15 protein-coding genes are annotated in these 14,670 nt (G+C 71.2%); 6 read left to right on the top strand and 9 right to left on the bottom strand.

Annotation, left to right across the window (positions count from 1 at the left end; translation table 11 throughout):
• Positions 1-30: 30 nt before the first annotated feature.
• Positions 31-1,080, bottom strand: coding sequence for an NAD(P)/FAD-dependent oxidoreductase (locus tag ACWIGU_RS06585; RefSeq protein WP_454398616.1), 1,050 nt, complete (start codon positions 1,078-1,080; stop codon positions 31-33).
• Positions 1,081-1,227: 147 nt separating this feature from the next.
• Between ACWIGU_RS06585 and ACWIGU_RS06580 the strand changes: the two genes are divergently transcribed.
• Positions 1,228-1,821, top strand: coding sequence for a helix-turn-helix domain-containing protein (locus ACWIGU_RS06580; protein ID WP_454398077.1), 594 nt, complete (start codon positions 1,228-1,230; stop codon positions 1,819-1,821).
• 4 nt (positions 1,822-1,825) lie between these two features.
• Here ACWIGU_RS06580 and ACWIGU_RS06575 read toward each other — a convergent pair whose 3' ends face one another.
• Positions 1,826-2,359, bottom strand: coding sequence for an N-acetyltransferase family protein (locus ACWIGU_RS06575; RefSeq protein ID WP_454398075.1), 534 nt, complete (start codon positions 2,357-2,359; stop codon positions 1,826-1,828).
• Between the two features lie 187 nt (positions 2,360-2,546).
• Here ACWIGU_RS06575 and ACWIGU_RS06570 point away from each other — a divergent pair, with 187 nt between their 5' ends.
• Complete coding sequence (locus ACWIGU_RS06570) at positions 2,547-3,299, top strand: hypothetical protein (RefSeq protein WP_454398073.1); 753 nt, start codon at positions 2,547-2,549, stop codon at positions 3,297-3,299.
• 43 nt (positions 3,300-3,342) lie between these two features.
• Positions 3,343-4,278 carry a hydroxymethylbilane synthase gene (hemC, locus tag ACWIGU_RS06565; RefSeq protein WP_454398071.1) on the top strand — a complete coding sequence of 312 codons (936 nt, stop codon included), beginning with the start codon at positions 3,343-3,345 and terminating at the stop codon, positions 4,276-4,278.
• A 123-nt stretch (positions 4,279-4,401) separates the two neighbouring features.
• Here the strand turns inward: hemC and ACWIGU_RS06560 are convergent, their stop codons facing one another.
• A complete protein-coding gene (locus ACWIGU_RS06560; RefSeq protein WP_454398069.1) occupies positions 4,402-5,553 on the bottom strand; it encodes a serine hydrolase domain-containing protein in 1,152 nt (383 codons plus the stop codon).
• 372 nt (positions 5,554-5,925) lie between these two features.
• Between ACWIGU_RS06560 and ACWIGU_RS06555 the strand changes: the two genes are divergently transcribed.
• Complete coding sequence (locus ACWIGU_RS06555) at positions 5,926-6,714, top strand: hypothetical protein (protein WP_454398067.1); 789 nt, start codon at positions 5,926-5,928, stop codon at positions 6,712-6,714.
• Between the two features lie 33 nt (positions 6,715-6,747).
• Here ACWIGU_RS06555 and ACWIGU_RS06550 read toward each other — a convergent pair whose 3' ends face one another.
• The 5 genes from ACWIGU_RS06550 to ACWIGU_RS06530 form a co-directional block, all read right to left on the bottom strand.
• A complete protein-coding gene (locus ACWIGU_RS06550) occupies positions 6,748-7,224 on the bottom strand; it encodes a (2Fe-2S)-binding protein (protein ID WP_100594586.1) in 477 nt (158 codons plus the stop codon).
• A gap of 11 nt (positions 7,225-7,235) precedes the next feature.
• Positions 7,236-9,572 (bottom strand): molybdopterin cofactor-binding domain-containing protein, encoded by a 2,337-nt coding sequence (locus ACWIGU_RS06545; RefSeq protein ID WP_454398066.1) that lies wholly within the window; start codon positions 9,570-9,572, stop codon positions 7,236-7,238.
• A 190-nt stretch (positions 9,573-9,762) separates the two neighbouring features.
• Positions 9,763-11,076 carry an aldehyde dehydrogenase family protein gene (locus ACWIGU_RS06540; protein WP_454398064.1) on the bottom strand — a complete coding sequence of 438 codons (1,314 nt, stop codon included), beginning with the start codon at positions 11,074-11,076 and terminating at the stop codon, positions 9,763-9,765.
• Between the two features lie 98 nt (positions 11,077-11,174).
• Positions 11,175-11,792 carry a TetR/AcrR family transcriptional regulator gene (locus ACWIGU_RS06535; RefSeq protein WP_454398062.1) on the bottom strand — a complete coding sequence of 206 codons (618 nt, stop codon included), beginning with the start codon at positions 11,790-11,792 and terminating at the stop codon, positions 11,175-11,177.
• Between the two features lie 2 nt (positions 11,793-11,794).
• A complete protein-coding gene (locus ACWIGU_RS06530; RefSeq protein ID WP_454398060.1) occupies positions 11,795-12,490 on the bottom strand; it encodes a type 1 glutamine amidotransferase domain-containing protein in 696 nt (231 codons plus the stop codon).
• Positions 12,491-12,639: 149 nt separating this feature from the next.
• On the opposite strand from ACWIGU_RS06530, the gene ACWIGU_RS06525 reads away from it, so the two are divergent.
• On the top strand, positions 12,640-13,599 hold the full coding sequence (locus ACWIGU_RS06525; RefSeq protein WP_454398058.1) for a LysR family transcriptional regulator: 960 nt from the start codon (positions 12,640-12,642) through the stop codon (positions 13,597-13,599).
• Positions 13,600-13,628: 29 nt separating this feature from the next.
• On the opposite strand, the gene ACWIGU_RS06520 is transcribed toward ACWIGU_RS06525, so the two are convergent.
• Positions 13,629-14,021 carry a nuclear transport factor 2 family protein gene (locus ACWIGU_RS06520; RefSeq protein ID WP_356275002.1) on the bottom strand — a complete coding sequence of 131 codons (393 nt, stop codon included), beginning with the start codon at positions 14,019-14,021 and terminating at the stop codon, positions 13,629-13,631.
• Between the two features lie 71 nt (positions 14,022-14,092).
• On the opposite strand from ACWIGU_RS06520, the gene ACWIGU_RS06515 reads away from it, so the two are divergent.
• Entirely contained in the window at positions 14,093-14,662 is a 570-nt protein-coding gene (locus tag ACWIGU_RS06515) for a PadR family transcriptional regulator (RefSeq protein WP_454398056.1), read from the top strand.
• Positions 14,663-14,670: the final 8 nt, after the last annotated feature.

The following is a 14,670-nucleotide window of genomic DNA, read 5'->3' as shown; positions in this document are numbered from 1 at the left end:
GACGTCACGGCTCAGGGAGGGGCCTGAGCGTCACAGGCCGTGACGCCGGCTGCCGAGAACCCGCTCGCACACCTGGCGTTCGGCCTCCGGCGAGAACCCGGAGAAGTCGGCGCGCCGCGCCTCGACGGCGGCGCGGGTCTCCTCCTCCATCAGATCGGCATTGATGGCCGCGGCCGCGCGCAGTCCCGCGGCGGCCGAGCCGATGACCTGATCGGTCAGCTCGGTGACGTTGCCCGCCGCCCACACCCCGGGAACCGCCGTCTGACCCGTGGGGCCGGCAGGGATGCGCGTGCCGATGACCATGCCGTTCAACTCCTGCTCGGACAGTTCGAGCCCCAAGGAGCCGAGGAAACCGGCGCGCGCGGTGAACCGGGGCGCGACCACCAGGGCCTGGACCGGCACGAGCGTGCCGCGCTCCAGGCGGGCTCCGGCCAGCCGGCCGTTCTCGCTCTCCAGCGCGGCCACCGTGCCGTCGACCACGCTGATCCCGCGGGCGGCGAGCTGCTCGTACTCCTCGTCGGTGGGCTCGGGCGCGGTGTGCAGGAGGAGGGTGACGCTCTCGCTCCATTGCCGCCACATCAGGGCCTGGTGCACCGCGGCCGGCCCCGTACCGAGGACGCCGACCGCCTGGTCGCGGACCTCCCAGCCGTGGCAGTACGGGCAGTGCAGGACGTCCGAACCCCACAGTCCGGCAAGGCCCGGCACCTGCGGCAGCTCGTCCACCAGGCCCGTCGTGACCAGGATCCGGGCGGCGCGCACGGCGCCGCCGTCGTCGAGCACGACCCGGAACCCGTCGCCGTCCCGTTCGGCCGTGACGACGCGGCCCGCCACGATCTCCCCGCCGTACCTGCGCACCTCGTCGCGGCCGGCGGACACGAGCTCGCCGGGAGGCGTGCCCTCGCGGCCCAGGTAGTTGTGCACGCCGTCGGCCGGGGCGTTGCGCGGCTCGCCCGCGTCGATCACGAGGACCGAGCGGCGCGCCCGCCCCAGGGTCAGGGCCCCGCTCAGCCCGGCGGCGCCACCGCCGATCACCACGACGTCGTAGCGCCGCTCGTCACGCGAAGGGTCAACGCTCATCATCGGCTCCATCTGCTTGCTCAGCTGATTGCTCATGGGATTGCCTCCGTTGGTCACCTGGCCCGCGCCGGTGCTGTCCCGTCGTGTCCGAGCCTGCGCCGGTACTGTCCCGGTTGACAAAATTCTTTGCCGTAAGAGCAAAATCGAAGCATGAGCGACGACGAGTTCACCCCCGTCCTGGCCGGCGTGGGGCCCCGGCTGAGGGCCCTGCGGCACGAGCGCGGGACGACCCTGGCCCGGCTGAGTGAGCAGACCGGCATCTCGCTGAGCACGCTCTCGCGCCTGGAGTCCGGGCAGCGCAAGCCCACGCTGGAACTGCTGCTGCCGCTGGCCAAGGCCCACCATGTGCCGCTCGACGAGCTGGTCGGCGCCCCGGACACCGGTGACCCGCGGATCCACCCGCGCCCCATCACCCGCTACGGCCACACCTTCATCCCGCTGACCCGGCACCTGGGCGGCCTGCACGCCTACAAACAGATCATGCCGGTGCGCGAACTCGGCGACGGCGTGCGGCCCGAACAGAACACGCACGAGGGCTACGAATGGCTCTACGTGCTCACCGGCCGCCTGCACCTGGCCCTCGGCGAGCACGACCTCATCCTCACGGCCGGTGAGGCCGCCGAATTCGACACACGCACCCCGCACGGCTTCGCCAACGCCGGCACGTACCCGGTCGAGTTCCTCTCCCTGTTCGGCCCCCAGGGCGAACGGCTCCACGTGCGGGCACGGCCCAGCGAGGGATGAGCTCCTACGCCGGCTTCGCGCCGTCGGCGGCGAACCGGGCGTAGTGCACCAACACCGGTCGCAGGCCCCGGCGTTCGTACAGGCGCCGCGCCCCCGCGTTCGCGGCCAGCGTCCCGATGAGCAGGTCGGTGACGCCCATGCGGTCCAGTTCGGCGTCGACCAGGTCGAGCAGCAGGGTGCCGATGCCGTGGCCGCGCTCGGCCGGCAGGACGGACAGCGTCTGGAGCTCGGCGATGCGGGTGCCGGTCACCCAGGTGTCGTCCGGGCCTTCCCCGATCTGCACGAAGGCGTACCCGACGGGCTGCCCGTCCCGTTCGGCGAGCAGCACGAACGAGCCCTCGTCGAGGATCCAGCGCCGGTAGCAGTCGCGGCGCAACTCCCAGGAGTCCGCGTCGGGAAAGTAGGTGAACCCGGGCTGCACGGACTGGTGATGGGCGTGCAGCGCGAGCCACAGCGGAGCGAGGCGGTCAATGAACCCGGCCCCTCCCTTACGGACCGTGAGGTCGCCGTCGGTGTGCCGGGCCTGGCTGGTGTCCACGGACTTCTCGCCTTTCATGTGCGGGTACGGGGCGTACGGGCCCGCTTCCCGATGTGAGCGGTTACTACCCATCAAATCGCCGCGGCCATAGTAAAAGACAGAAACATTGCGAGCTCCCTTGCGAGTGAATAGCAAACGCTTACATGCTGTCGCGCAGCCCGCACACCACCGAGTACGAGGAGAGACGATGAAGCCGCTACGTCTGGCCACAGCCGCCGGAGCCGCCGCACTGCTCACGTTGGGTGCGGCGGGCGAGAGTTGGGCCTCTACGCCCACCGTCCGCTGGACGACGGGCGCACCGACGCCCGTCACCGAGCTGACCCTGCCGATGTCGTTCGAGTCGGCCCCCGACGCGTCCGGCATCTACTTCGCGTACTACACGACCCTGGAGAGCGGGACCCGGCCGTACGCGGGCTTCCAGCCGAAGCCGGCCGTCAACGGAAAGCCCACCCTCCAGGCCGTCTTCAGCTCCTTCAACGCCAATGCCACCACCACGGACAGCCACTGCAAGTACGGCGCCGACGGCGGCGCGGGCGTCAGCTGCGCCGTCCAGTTCCCGTACACGAAGGGCACGATGTATGCCGTCAAGCTCTCGCGGGTGAGCGACGACGGTACGACGCAGCTGATGAACGGTGAGGTCGTCGACACCGGGACCGGTGCCGGCGTGGCGCACATCGGCAGTTTCAGGCTCCCCGTCGCGTCCGGCCGGTTCAAGTCCGCCGACCAGGGGTTCATCGAGCCGTATCTGACGGCGGGCTGCTCGCAGCAGGTGACCGTCACCTACGGCAGACCCGTCGGGACGGAGGGCGGGAACGAGTACACCGGAAGCCTCCCCACCGTCACCGATCCCGCGTCCGGCAGCTGCCTGAGCAGCACGTCGTCCGACACGCCGGCCGGCCGGAAGGTCACCGTGACGGGCGACCAGTTCACCGGCGGCTGAACGCGCGTCGGGCGGGCGGGCGTGACCCTCTATCGTGGAGGCCATGTCCGCCCCTGAACTGATCCGCATCGTCTCCCGCGACTCGCCCATGGCACTGGCCCAGGTGGAGCGCGTACGCGCCGAGCTGGCCGCCCTGCACCCGGGAATCCGCACCTCGGTCGTCCCCGTCAAGACGACCGGCGACAAGTGGATGGGCGACCTGTCCGTGGTCGAGGGGAAGGGGGCGTTCACCAAGGAGGTCGACGCCGCGCTGCTCGCCGGTGAGGCCGACCTCGCGGTGCACTGCGTCAAGGACGTGCCCGCCGACCGGCCCCTGCCCGCGGGAACGGTGTTCGCCGCGTTCCTCAAGCGGGACGACATCCGGGACGCCCTCATCCATCCGGACGGCCTGACGCTCGACCAGCTCCCCTCCGGCACGCGGATCGGCACCTCGTCCGTGCGCCGCATCGCCCAGCTCTCGGCCGCGTACCCGCACCTCGAGTGCGTGCCGATGCGAGGCAACGCGAACCGGCGCCTGGAGAAGCTCGCGGCGGGCGACGCCGACGCGCTCCTCCTGGCCGCGGCCGGTCTCGAACGCATCGGGCGTACGGACGTGATCACAGAGGTCCTGTCGCCCGAGGTCATGTGCCCGCCGATCGGCGCAGGGATCCTGGCCCTTCAGTGCCGTGAGGGCGACACCGGCCTGATCGACACGATCTCCGGGCTCGGTGACCCCGACGCCCACCGCGAGGCGAGTGCGGAGCGCATGTTCCTCCACGTCCTCCAGGGGCACTGCAACAGCCCGATCGCCGGGTTCGCGAGGGCGCAGCGCAGCGGTGATCTGTCGCTGCGGGCCTGCGTGTTCACCCCGGACGGGAAAACCGTGCTCAACGCTCACGAATGGGCCGGCCCTCTCGACCCCGCGACCCTCGGCACCTCGGTCGCCGTGGCCCTGCTGCGGCAGGGAGCGCGTGAGCTGATCGACTCGATCGCGCACTGACCGGCCGGCCCCTCACCGCGCGGCGAGCCACTCGCCGTACCACGCGAGGGTGCGGTCCAAGGGCTCGCCGAGCGGTGTGGGACGTGCGTGTCGAAGGTCGTCTCGTAGGCGGGCGCCCGACGGTCAGGCGGTCTCGGCGGCCGCGTACCGCCAAAAGTCGCGCATCAGCGCGGGCGGGGTCGGACCGGTCATTTCCACCTGCGTGAGCAGGATGGTGACCGCGCCCGTGGACGGGACGAGGTGCGCCGTCGTTCCCGTGCCGCCGACCCAGCCGTAGCGGCCCATGACGTTCCACGCATCGATGGGCGCCACGTCGACCGAGCCGCCGAAGCCCCAGCCCTGCCCCTCCGTGAACAGGCCGCTGGCCTCGCGCTGAGCAGGCGTCAGATGATCGGTCGTCATCTGCCGTACCGCGTCGGCCGACAGGAGACGCCGGCCACCCGCGACCCCTTGCGCGAGCAGCATCCTGGCGAAGGCGTGCCAGTCGTCGACGGTCGAGACGAGCCCGCCCGCGCCGGACGGGAACGCGGGCAGGCTGCTCCACTGCCCGTCGGGAGCGTCCGCCAGTTCGAGGCCGCCCTCCGGGCGCGGGCGGTAGGACGTGGTGAACCGGTCGAGCTTGCCGGCCGGCACCTCGAATCCGGTGTCGGTCATCCCCAGCGGCTCGAAGACGCGCTCAGCCAGGAAGTCCGGCAGCGCGCTCCCCGTCACCCGGGAGATCAGCACTCCCTGGATGTCGGAGCACGTGTTGTACAGCCACGCCTCACCCGGCTGGTTGAGCAGCGGGATGCGGGCGAGGTGCGCCATCCACTCGTCGGGCGGCGCGACGAGCTGGGGGGAGAGGCCGTGCTTCTGGAGCCCGAAGAGCGACTGGACCGCAGGCAGCGAGAAGTCGGACGGGAAGCCCCACCCCGCGCGAAACGTCAGGAGATCGGCCACCGTGATCGGCCGGGCCGCGGGGACCACGTCGTCGACCGGAGCGTCCGGCGTGCGGACCACGACCGGTTTCGCGATCTCGGGAAGCCACTGGTCGACCGGGTCGTTCAGCGCGATCCGCCCCTCGTCGACCAGCATCATCACGGCCGCGGCGACCATCGGTTTGGTGATCGAGGCGATGCGGAAGATCGAGTCCCGGGCCATCGGAGTGCTGCCTCCGAGGGCGGCCGAACCGGCGGTCTCCACCTCGACCCGGTCACCACGGGCCACCAGGGCCACCGTCCCCGGCAGCGAGCCGTCGCGGACGTGCGGCGCGAGAATGCCCTGCAAGCTGGTCATCGATCCACCTTCTCGAGTGTGGGGTCGAAGGGGAGACTCCCCACGCGGCGCGGATTCATCGGCCGGGGCGCCGCCGACTTACCCGAAAGGCGGCGGGGAGGGGGCCGGACGACCCATGAGGCGACAGGGATGAGGCTGGCGGTTCGTGGTCCGGTCCGGCACGGTCAGCCTCGTAATCCAGGTCGCGGCCGTACCCCTGCCGGCCGTCACCGGCGTCAGCCTCCGCCGCACGTGACCGCCTCGCCAACACCCCGATGATGTTGGTCGGTTGGGGCTGAATGCCGGTCGTGGACCCCCGATCCGCGACGCGCGAGGTCCTGATTCGGGCGCACGTCTCGGCGGGCGGAGGGAGTTGCGCATAGGCTTCGCGCCATGCTGCGCCTCGTCGATGCCTGCTCGGGCCTTTCTGTCGCTCCGGTGATGCACCGGAGCGTGGTGCGCATCGGCGTGCCCGTGGCCCTCCCCGAGGGCGGCGAGGCGCTCTCCGACGTACGGGCGATGCTCGTCGCCGACGTCCTGACCCGCGTACTCGAGCTGTCCGGAACCATCGCGTACACGGGGCTGATCTGCCCGGACGGGGCCGACGAGCGGCGCGCGGCGCTTCAGTCGCGGGCCGCCGAGCTCGGCATGCACCCGGCCGCCGCGCACGGGGACGAGCGGGGTGTGGAGGGCGAGCTCGGCGGTCCGTTCGCCGTCCGCGTGGGACCGCATGAGGACGCGCCGGACGAGGCGAACGGGGACGTCATCCGGCTCGCCGTCGGCGACGCGCATGCCGCCGACGGTGTCGCGGACCGGGCCGACGACCCGTTGGCCCTGCGCCTCGCGCTGCTGACCGAGCCGCGCACGGAGCCCTTGCGCCTCGCACCCGCGTCGGTGTCCGCCGCCCATCACACGCTGGTGCGGTGGCGGCACGCGGTGGCCACCTGGGCGGACAGCCCGTCCCGGCCCATGCCCGGACCCGCCCGCGACAGCATTCGCGACTGCCTGGAGGACGACCTCGACCTGCCCGGGGTGCTGCGCACGCTGCACCGCCTGGAGCACTCCGGGGACGCCCCGGCCGGAGCGCTCTTCGAGACCTTCGCGTATGTGGACCGGGTACTCGGCCTGGACCTCGTACGCGACGTCGGCAGAGGGCCCGCACCTCCCCGGCCGCTGACCTGAAAACCTTTCGCCGGGGTGGCGCACGACGGGCGTTCACATGTTCTTCGCGCCCGTCCTGATGGCCTCGCGGATACGCGTGTACGTGCCGCAGCGGCAGATGTTGCGGATCTCGTCGAGGTCCGCGTCGGTGATGTCGCGGCCGGCCTCCGCCGCGCGCCGGACCTTGGCGACCGCCGTCATGATCTGGCCCGGCTGGCAGTACCCGCACTGCGCGACATCGAGGTCGAGCCAGGCCTCCTGCATCGGGTGGAGGTCCTTGCCCACCGTGGCGGGCAGACCCTCGATGGTGGTGACCTCGTCCTCGGGGCCGATCTTCGACACCGGCACCGAACACGGGTTGAACGCCTTGCCGTTGATGTGCGACGTACAGGCCTGGCACACGCCGAGGCCGCAGCCGTACTTGGGTCCCGTGACGCCGAGCAGGTCGCGCAGGACCCACAGCAGCCGTACGTCGTCCTCGGCCTCGACCGTGATCTGCTCGCCGTTGAGCTTGAAGGTGTGACTGGGCATGGCGGGGCTCCTCAGAAGGCGCGGTCGAGACCGTCGGTGGGGGACTGGGGTGTGGACGGTTCGAGGGGCAGCGGGTCGAAGGAGAGGGTGGCGTGGTTGACCGGGAAGCTCGTCGGCAGGGTGCCCGTGGCGCGCGCGTAGGCGCAGGCGATGGCGGCGAACGCGGGCGCGACACCCAGCTCGCCCGCCCCTGAGGGCTTGTCACCGGTGGACGGCATGACGATGACCCGCAGGTCGGGCGGGGTGTTCCACTGCCGCGTGTAGAAGTAGTGGTCCCAGCTGCCCTCCAGCGGGATGCCGTCCTTGATGTGCAGGCTGGAGGTGAGGGCCATCGCGAGCGCGTCGCTCATCCCGCCCATCATCTGGGCTTCCAGACCACGGGGGTTGATGGCGAATCCGGCGTCGACGACCATCAGGGCGCGGGTCACGCGCGGGCCGGTGACACCGTCCCTGACCTTGCGGTTCACCGTCTCGGGCCGGCAGTCGATCTCGACGAGCGAGGCGACCGCGCCGCGGTACTCCGTGTGCAGGGCGATCCCCTGTGCGACACCCGCGGGCAGCGACCTGCCCCACTCCCCGGCCTCGGCCGCCTTGTCGAGGACGGCGCGCAGCCGCTTCTCCTTGAGGAACTCGCGACGGAAGGCGACGGGGTCCTTGCCCATTTTCGCGGCCAGTTGGTCGACGACGAGCTCGCGCGCGCAGGCCACGTTGGGCGAGTAGATGTTGCGCATGCTGCCGGTGTTGAACTTCAGCGGCACCTCGTTGAGGAGCTGCGTGGTGACACCGAAGTTGTACGGCGTGGACTGGGTCAGCTGGAAGATGGTCTCGGCGAACGTGAGGTTGCCGGCCACGGGCAGCTTCGCCGCCGTCGACGTGATCATCTCTCCGAGCCCGTGCCCGAAGTCGGTCTGCGAGCTGGTGTGGCGCTGCTCGTAGCTGACGACGTTGCCGAGTGCGTAGGTGGCGCGCACGCGCGAGACGCACATCGGATGGGTCCTGCCCTGCCGGAAGTTGTCGGTCCGTGACCACGACAGCTTGACCGGCTTGCCCATCTTCTGCGAGATCTCGGCGGCCTCGGCGGCCACGTCATGGAAGAGATGCCGCCCGAACGAACCGCCGCCCTCCACCACATGCACCGTGACAGCCGTCTGCGGCAGCCCGAGCCGCTCGGCGATGTCGCGCTGCGCCACGATGGGAACCTTGAGGCTCGCCCAGATTTCGGCGCGGTCCGAGCGCACGTCGGCTATCGCGTTGTCCGGCTCCAGAGGGCTGTTGCTGGCGAACGCGAAGGTGAACTCGGCATCGATCTTCTTGGTGAGGAGCGGCGGTACGACCATGGGCAGCGCCGCGGCCCTGAGCTTGGCGAGGACGGTGTCGTCCGACTCCTTGTCCACGGTGCCGGGGCCCCAGGTCACGTCGAGCGCCCGCAGCGCGTCGATGCACTGGCCGAAGGTCTCGCCGCGCACCGCGACACCGTGCTCGACGGTGGCGACGTCGGTGATGCCCGGCATGTTCCTGACGGCGTCGGCGTTCGCGACGGAGACCACCGTGCCGTTGACCGTGGGCGGCCTGCGCACCATCGTCGGCTTGGCGTCGGGCACGCGCAGGTCCATGCCGAACTTCTTGGCGCCGGTCACGATGTCGCGTGCGTCGATACGGTTCTGCGGCGTGCCCAGGATCGTGAAGTCGGACGTGGCCTTGAGGTGGGCGGAGGCGGTGACGGTGCGCGCGGTGGCGGCGGCCCCGGCGAGCGAGCCGTACGTGGCGCTCTTCGCGGTGCCGTGCGTGATCACGCCGTCCTGCGTGGTCAGTTCGGACTCCGGTACACCCCATTGCTGTGCGGCCGTGGCGACGAGCCGCTGCCTGGCGACGGCCGCGGCGGAGCGCACCGGGAGGTAGATGCTGCGCATCGAGTTGGAGCCGCCGGTCAGCTGGTTCATCAGGAGTTCCGGGCGGGCGTCGGCCAGGGACACCCGTACCTTCGCCAGCGGGAGGTCCATCTCCTCGGCGATCATCATGGCGACCGCCGTCGTCATGCCCTGGCCCACCTCGGCGCGCGGAACCGCGAACGACGCCGTCCCGTCGGAGTGCACCTGGACGGAGATCAGACCGGACGTGGGCGCCGCCGCCAGGGTCTGCATGTCACCGAGGTCGAAGAGCTCCTCGGGCTGCGGCACGGAAGGCACCGCGGCTTCCGCGGACTCGCCGCCTACGGCGTCCAGGCCGATGCGCGCACCGACCGCCAGCGTCGGCGCGGCGAGCAGATAGGCGAGCACCCGACGCCGTCCGGGACCACCGGGACCATCGGGCTGTGCGGGTTCACGTGGCGAACGGCTCTGTTCTGCCATGGGGGTGCCTCCCGGCGCACGGATTGAGTTGATCAACCGGGGAGCCTAGGGCGTGGGAGGCGGACGGTGTACACGGTGCGGGGAAGTTCCACATGACTGCCACACACTCGCGTATGCGGGGGCAGCCGAGGCTCGCGGCTCGCGGCTGCGAGAGGGGCGGGCCGCCAGTGACCCGCCCCGCCCGGCCGGTTCAGCCCAGCGGCACGTCGAGCCGGGCCTTGCGGTGGCTGAACGTCGCTAGGGAGTGCGGGCCGTGATAGTTGCCGAGACCGCTCTCGCCGACTCCGCCGAACGGCAGCTCGGGGATGCGCAGATGGGCCATCGGCAGCCCGAATCCGATGCCGCCGGAGGACGTCTCGTCGGCGAGGCGGCGCCGGGTGTCCTCGCTCTCGGTGAAGCCGTAGAGGGCGAGCGGCTTGTCGCGGTCGTTGACGAACTCGATGGCCTCGTCGAGCCCGGCGACCTCGACGATGGGCAGGACGGGGCCGAAGATCTCCTCCCGCATGACCAGCTCGTCGGGCTTCACGCCGGTGAGGACGGTCGGCGCGATGTAGGTGTCGTCGCGGTCGGTCTGCCCGCCGAAGGCCGTCGTCCCGGAGCCGAGCAGCGCGGACACCCGGTCGAAGTGCCGCTCGTTGACGATGCGACCGTACGCGTCCGAGGACTGCGGGTCGGTGCCGAACATCGCCTCGACCGCCTTGGCGAGCGCGGCGGCGAGCTCGGGGGCGGTCTCCTGGTCGGTCAGCACATAGTCGGGGGCGACACATGTCTGCCCGGCGTTGCGGAACTCGGCGCCCGCGAGGCGCTCGGCGACGCGGTTCAGATTGACGTGGCGGTCCACGAACACCGGTGACTTTCCGCCCAGTTCGAGGGTGACCGGGGTGAGGTGCTCGGCGGCGGCGCGCATGACGATGCGGCCCACCGTTCCGTTGCCGGTGTAGAAGATGTGGTCCCAGCGCCGGGCGAGCAGCTCGGTGGTCTCGGGGACGCCGCCCTCGACGACGGCGACGGCCTCCTTGTCGAGGTACTCGGGCACCAGGCGGGCGATGAGCGCGGAGGTCGCCGGGGCGACCTCGCTCGGCTTGAGTACGACGGTGTTGCCGGCTGCGAGCGCGCCGACGAGCGGCACCAGCAGCAGCTGCACCGGGTAGTTCCAGGGCGCGATGATCAGGACGGTGCCGAGCGGGTCGTACTGCGTTCCTGCCGCCGATCCGTCGGGCAGACCCGCGAGGGCGCCGAACGCCACGGGCCGGGGGCGCAGCCACTCGTCGAGATGGTTCAGGGTGTGGTCGATCTCCCGTACGGGGAAGTCGATTTCGGTGGCGAAGGCCTCGGCGCGCGGCTTGTGCAGATCGGCGTACAGGGCGTCCGCGATGTCACCGCGGTGCTCGGTGAACAGGGCGCGCAGCCGGGTGAGCTGCTCTTTGCGCCAGGCGAGCGGCTTGGTGCGGCCACGGGCGGAGGTGGCGCGGAGGCGGGCGACGAGGTCTTCGACGTCGGTCACGAGGGGTCTCCTGCGAGGGGTGCTCGGCGGTGTCGAGCGGGAGCTCAGGGGTGGGGGAAGAGCGCGGCGGTGGCCTGGGGTGGGCACAGTGTGGCCGGTCAGGCGGGACGCGTCACGGATCCGGGCGGCGGCCCGCCGGGCGTTGTCACCCGCGAGGTGCATACGGATATGGGGCTGCCGAGGAGCCCTGCGAGCAGCGCGTCCGTGGCCGGGGTGAACAACTGCCGTGCGTCGGACGCCGACTCCAGGCCGACCACCAGGGCGATGCAGATGTCGGCGGCCTCGGCGGGTTCCACGGCGGCGGAGGTGCCCGCCTGAGTGAACAGGTCCGTCAGCAGCCGGCGCAGATCCGCGGTGAACGTGTGGCAGATGTCGCCGAACAGCCGTGCCTTCGCGTCGAGGAGCTCGGCGGAGTGCGGCGAGTCCCCGGCGAGGCGCAGGACCAGGTCGAGCTTGGCGGCCAGGACACCCCGGACGCGCCCGGCGACGGGAGAGTCCTCGGCTGCCGCCCGCCGGGCCCGCTCCAGCGCCTGCGTGTGCTGACGCTCGGCGAGCCGGCGGAAGGCGTCGTCCTTGTTGCGCACGTACTGGTAGACCGCGGACCGGGACACGCCCATGGTGGAGGCGATGTCGTCCATCGTCGTGCGCCGAACGCCGTACCTGGTCAGGCAGTCGTAGGCGGCGTCGAGGACCTCGTCGAGCCGGTCGGCGCCCATCGTCAGGCCAGCTTCTTGAGCAGCTCGGCCGCGAGCGGGGCGGCGGAGGACGGGTTCTGGCCCGTGACCAGGTTGCGGTCGACGACCGTCTTCGGGGCCCACGGCTCGCCCTCCTGGAAGTCCACGCCCGCGTTGACGAGGCGGTCCTGGAGCAGCCACTTCGCCTTGTCGGCGAATCCGGCCTGGGTCTCCTCGGCGTTGGTGAAGGAGGTCACCTTGTACCCGGCGAATGCGTTGGAGCCGTCGCCCTTGATCGCGGCGAGCATGGCGGCCGGGGCGTGGCAGACGATGCCGAGCGGCTTGCCCGTCTCCAGGGCGAGGGTGAGGAGCCTGCCCGAGTCGGCGTCGGTGGAGAGGTCCTCCATGGGGCCGTGGCCGCCGGGGTAGAACACCGCGGCGTAGCCGTCGAGGTTCACGTCCTCCAGCTTGACCGGGTGCTGGAGTTCTCCGAAGGAGGCGAGCGCCGCGGCCACCTGGTCCGCGCCTTCCTGGCCGCCGTTGAACTCGGGCGCGAGGGAGCCCTTGTCCACGGTCGGGACGACGCCGCCGGGGGTGGCCACGACGATGTCGTGGCCCGCGGCCTTGAAGGCTTCGTACGGGGCGACGGCCTCCTCGGCCCAGAAGCCGGTCGGGTGCAGCGTGCCGTCGGCCAGCGTCCAGTGGGTGGCGCCGGTGAGTACGAAAAGGATCTTCGACATGGTGAGTGCTCCGAGAGTGCGGGCCCGCGGGCCCGGAGGACGGGTTCGGATCGCGGAACCTCTGACGCTTTGTGCCCAGATCGTCAGTGTGTGGCGATGGCACCGACCGTAGGACGGGTCTCCCATAGAAATCCAATAGGGTGGTCAATATGAGAAATAGGGATTCGAATGGGTCTCCGGGAATAGGCCGGACGGCGCACACGGGCCCGCTGGACCTGAATCTGCTGCGCACCTTCCTCGCGGTGTACCGGTCGGGCTCCTTCACCGCGGCCGCGCGACTGCTCGGCCTGTCACAGCCGACCGTCACCACGCAGATCCGCGCGCTGGAGCGGCAGCTGGACCGCGAGCTGTTCGAGCGGCTGCCGCGCGGCGTCGCTCCCGCGCCCTTCGCCGACGAGCTCGCGTCCCGGGTGGTCGACCCGCTCGACGCACTGTCGGCCGTCGCCGGACAGGGCGGACCCGGCACCGACGCCGCGGCCGAGCCCGTCCATCTGGCGGGACCGGCCGAGATGCTGTGCCACTGCGTCCTGCCGGCGCTGGCACCACTGGTCGAGAAGGGGGTGCGGCTGCGCGTCACCACCGGGCTGACCGACCCGCTCCTCGAGGAGCTGCGCACCGGACGGCACGACCTCGTCATCGCCACCGCCCGCCCCCGCGGCCGCAATCTGGTGTCGGTGCCGCTCGCCGACGAGGAGTTCGTCCTGGTCGCCGCGCCCGCCTGGGCGGACCGTATCGGCGGCCCGGACCGGATCGCCGCCGACGGACCCGGCATGCTGCACACCGTCCCGCTCATCACGTACGCGGAGGAACTGCCGATCGTCCGCCGGTACTGGCATCACGTCTTCGGCAGACGCCTGACCTGCAAGGCCGCCGTCACCGTGCCCGACCTGCGCGGTGTCGTGTCCGCCGTGGCGGCCGGCGCCGGGTTCAGCGTGCTGCCCCGCTATCTGTGCCGCGAACTGCTCGCGGCGGGTGAGCTCGTCCTCCTCCACGACCCGGAGGACCCGCCCATCAACACCGGTTACGTCGTCCAGCGCCCCGGAACGCCGGACAACCCGCACATCGCCCTCGTCCGCGACCAGCTCCTGGAGGCCGGCCGGGGCTGGTAGCCCTCACCGGCCTCACAGCGGCGGCGCGGCTACGCGCCCGCGGCCTCCTGCCGGATCCGCTCGAACTGCGCTCCCATGGCCTCGGAGAGGGCCTCGGCGCCGGACAGCGGGCGCACCATGACCGTGAAGTCGTCGATGAGCCCGTCCTCGTCGAGGTGGATGAAGTCGCAGCCGTTGACCTCGCGGTCGCCGACGCGGGTGACGAAGACCAGGGCGTGGTCGCGTCCGTCGGCGCTGCTGATCTCCCGCACGTAGCGGAAGTCCTCGAAGACCCGCATGACGCCACGGAGGATCGCGGCGGTCATCGCCTTGCCCGGGTACGGGTGGAAGGCGACCGGGCTGGTGAACACGACGTTCTCGGCGAGGAGCGCCTCGACGGCGTCGGGGTCGTTCGCTTCCACGGCCTTGCGGAATGCCTGCATGCGCGCGCTCCATAGTCAATTTGTTGAATAGGTGCGACCGAGATTAATCGTGCCGGTGTTAGCGTGTCCAGATGTCTCTGAAGCACGCGGTCCTCGCGGCTCTCCTGGAGGGCGAGGCGTCCGGGTACGACCTGGCCAAGGTGTTCGACGTGGCGGTGGCCAACTTCTGGTCCGCGACCCCGCAGCAGCTCTACCGCGAACTGGAGCGCCTCGCCGGGGACGGCCTGGTCGAGGCGCGGGTCGTGCCGCAGGAACGCAGGCCGAACAAGCGGATGTTCACGCTCACCGAGGCCGGACGTGCCGCCCTGGACGACTTCGCCCTCGCCCCGCCGAGGCCCACCGCCATCCGCGACGAACTCATGGTCAAGATCCAGGCCTCGGACGGCGCGGACCCGGACGCCGTACGCGCGCTCGTAGAGGAGCGCATGGGGTGGGCGCGCGGCAAGCTGGCCCGCTACGACCGCCTCAGGGAGCGGCTCCTCGACGGGCGCGACGAGGACACGTACCTGCGCGACGCGGAACGCATCGGCCCGTACCTGACGTTGATGCGCGGCCGCGCCTTCGAGGAGGAGAACCTCCGGTGGGGCGAGCGCGTCCTGGACATCCTGGCGCGTCGCACGTCACGTGCCGACCGGTCCTGAACTCCCGT

It is taken from the genome of Streptomyces sp. NPDC055400, from assembly GCF_053644375.1.
The sequence above is the reverse complement of the archived record's forward strand: the minus strand, read 5'-3'. Positions and strand labels throughout refer to the sequence as shown.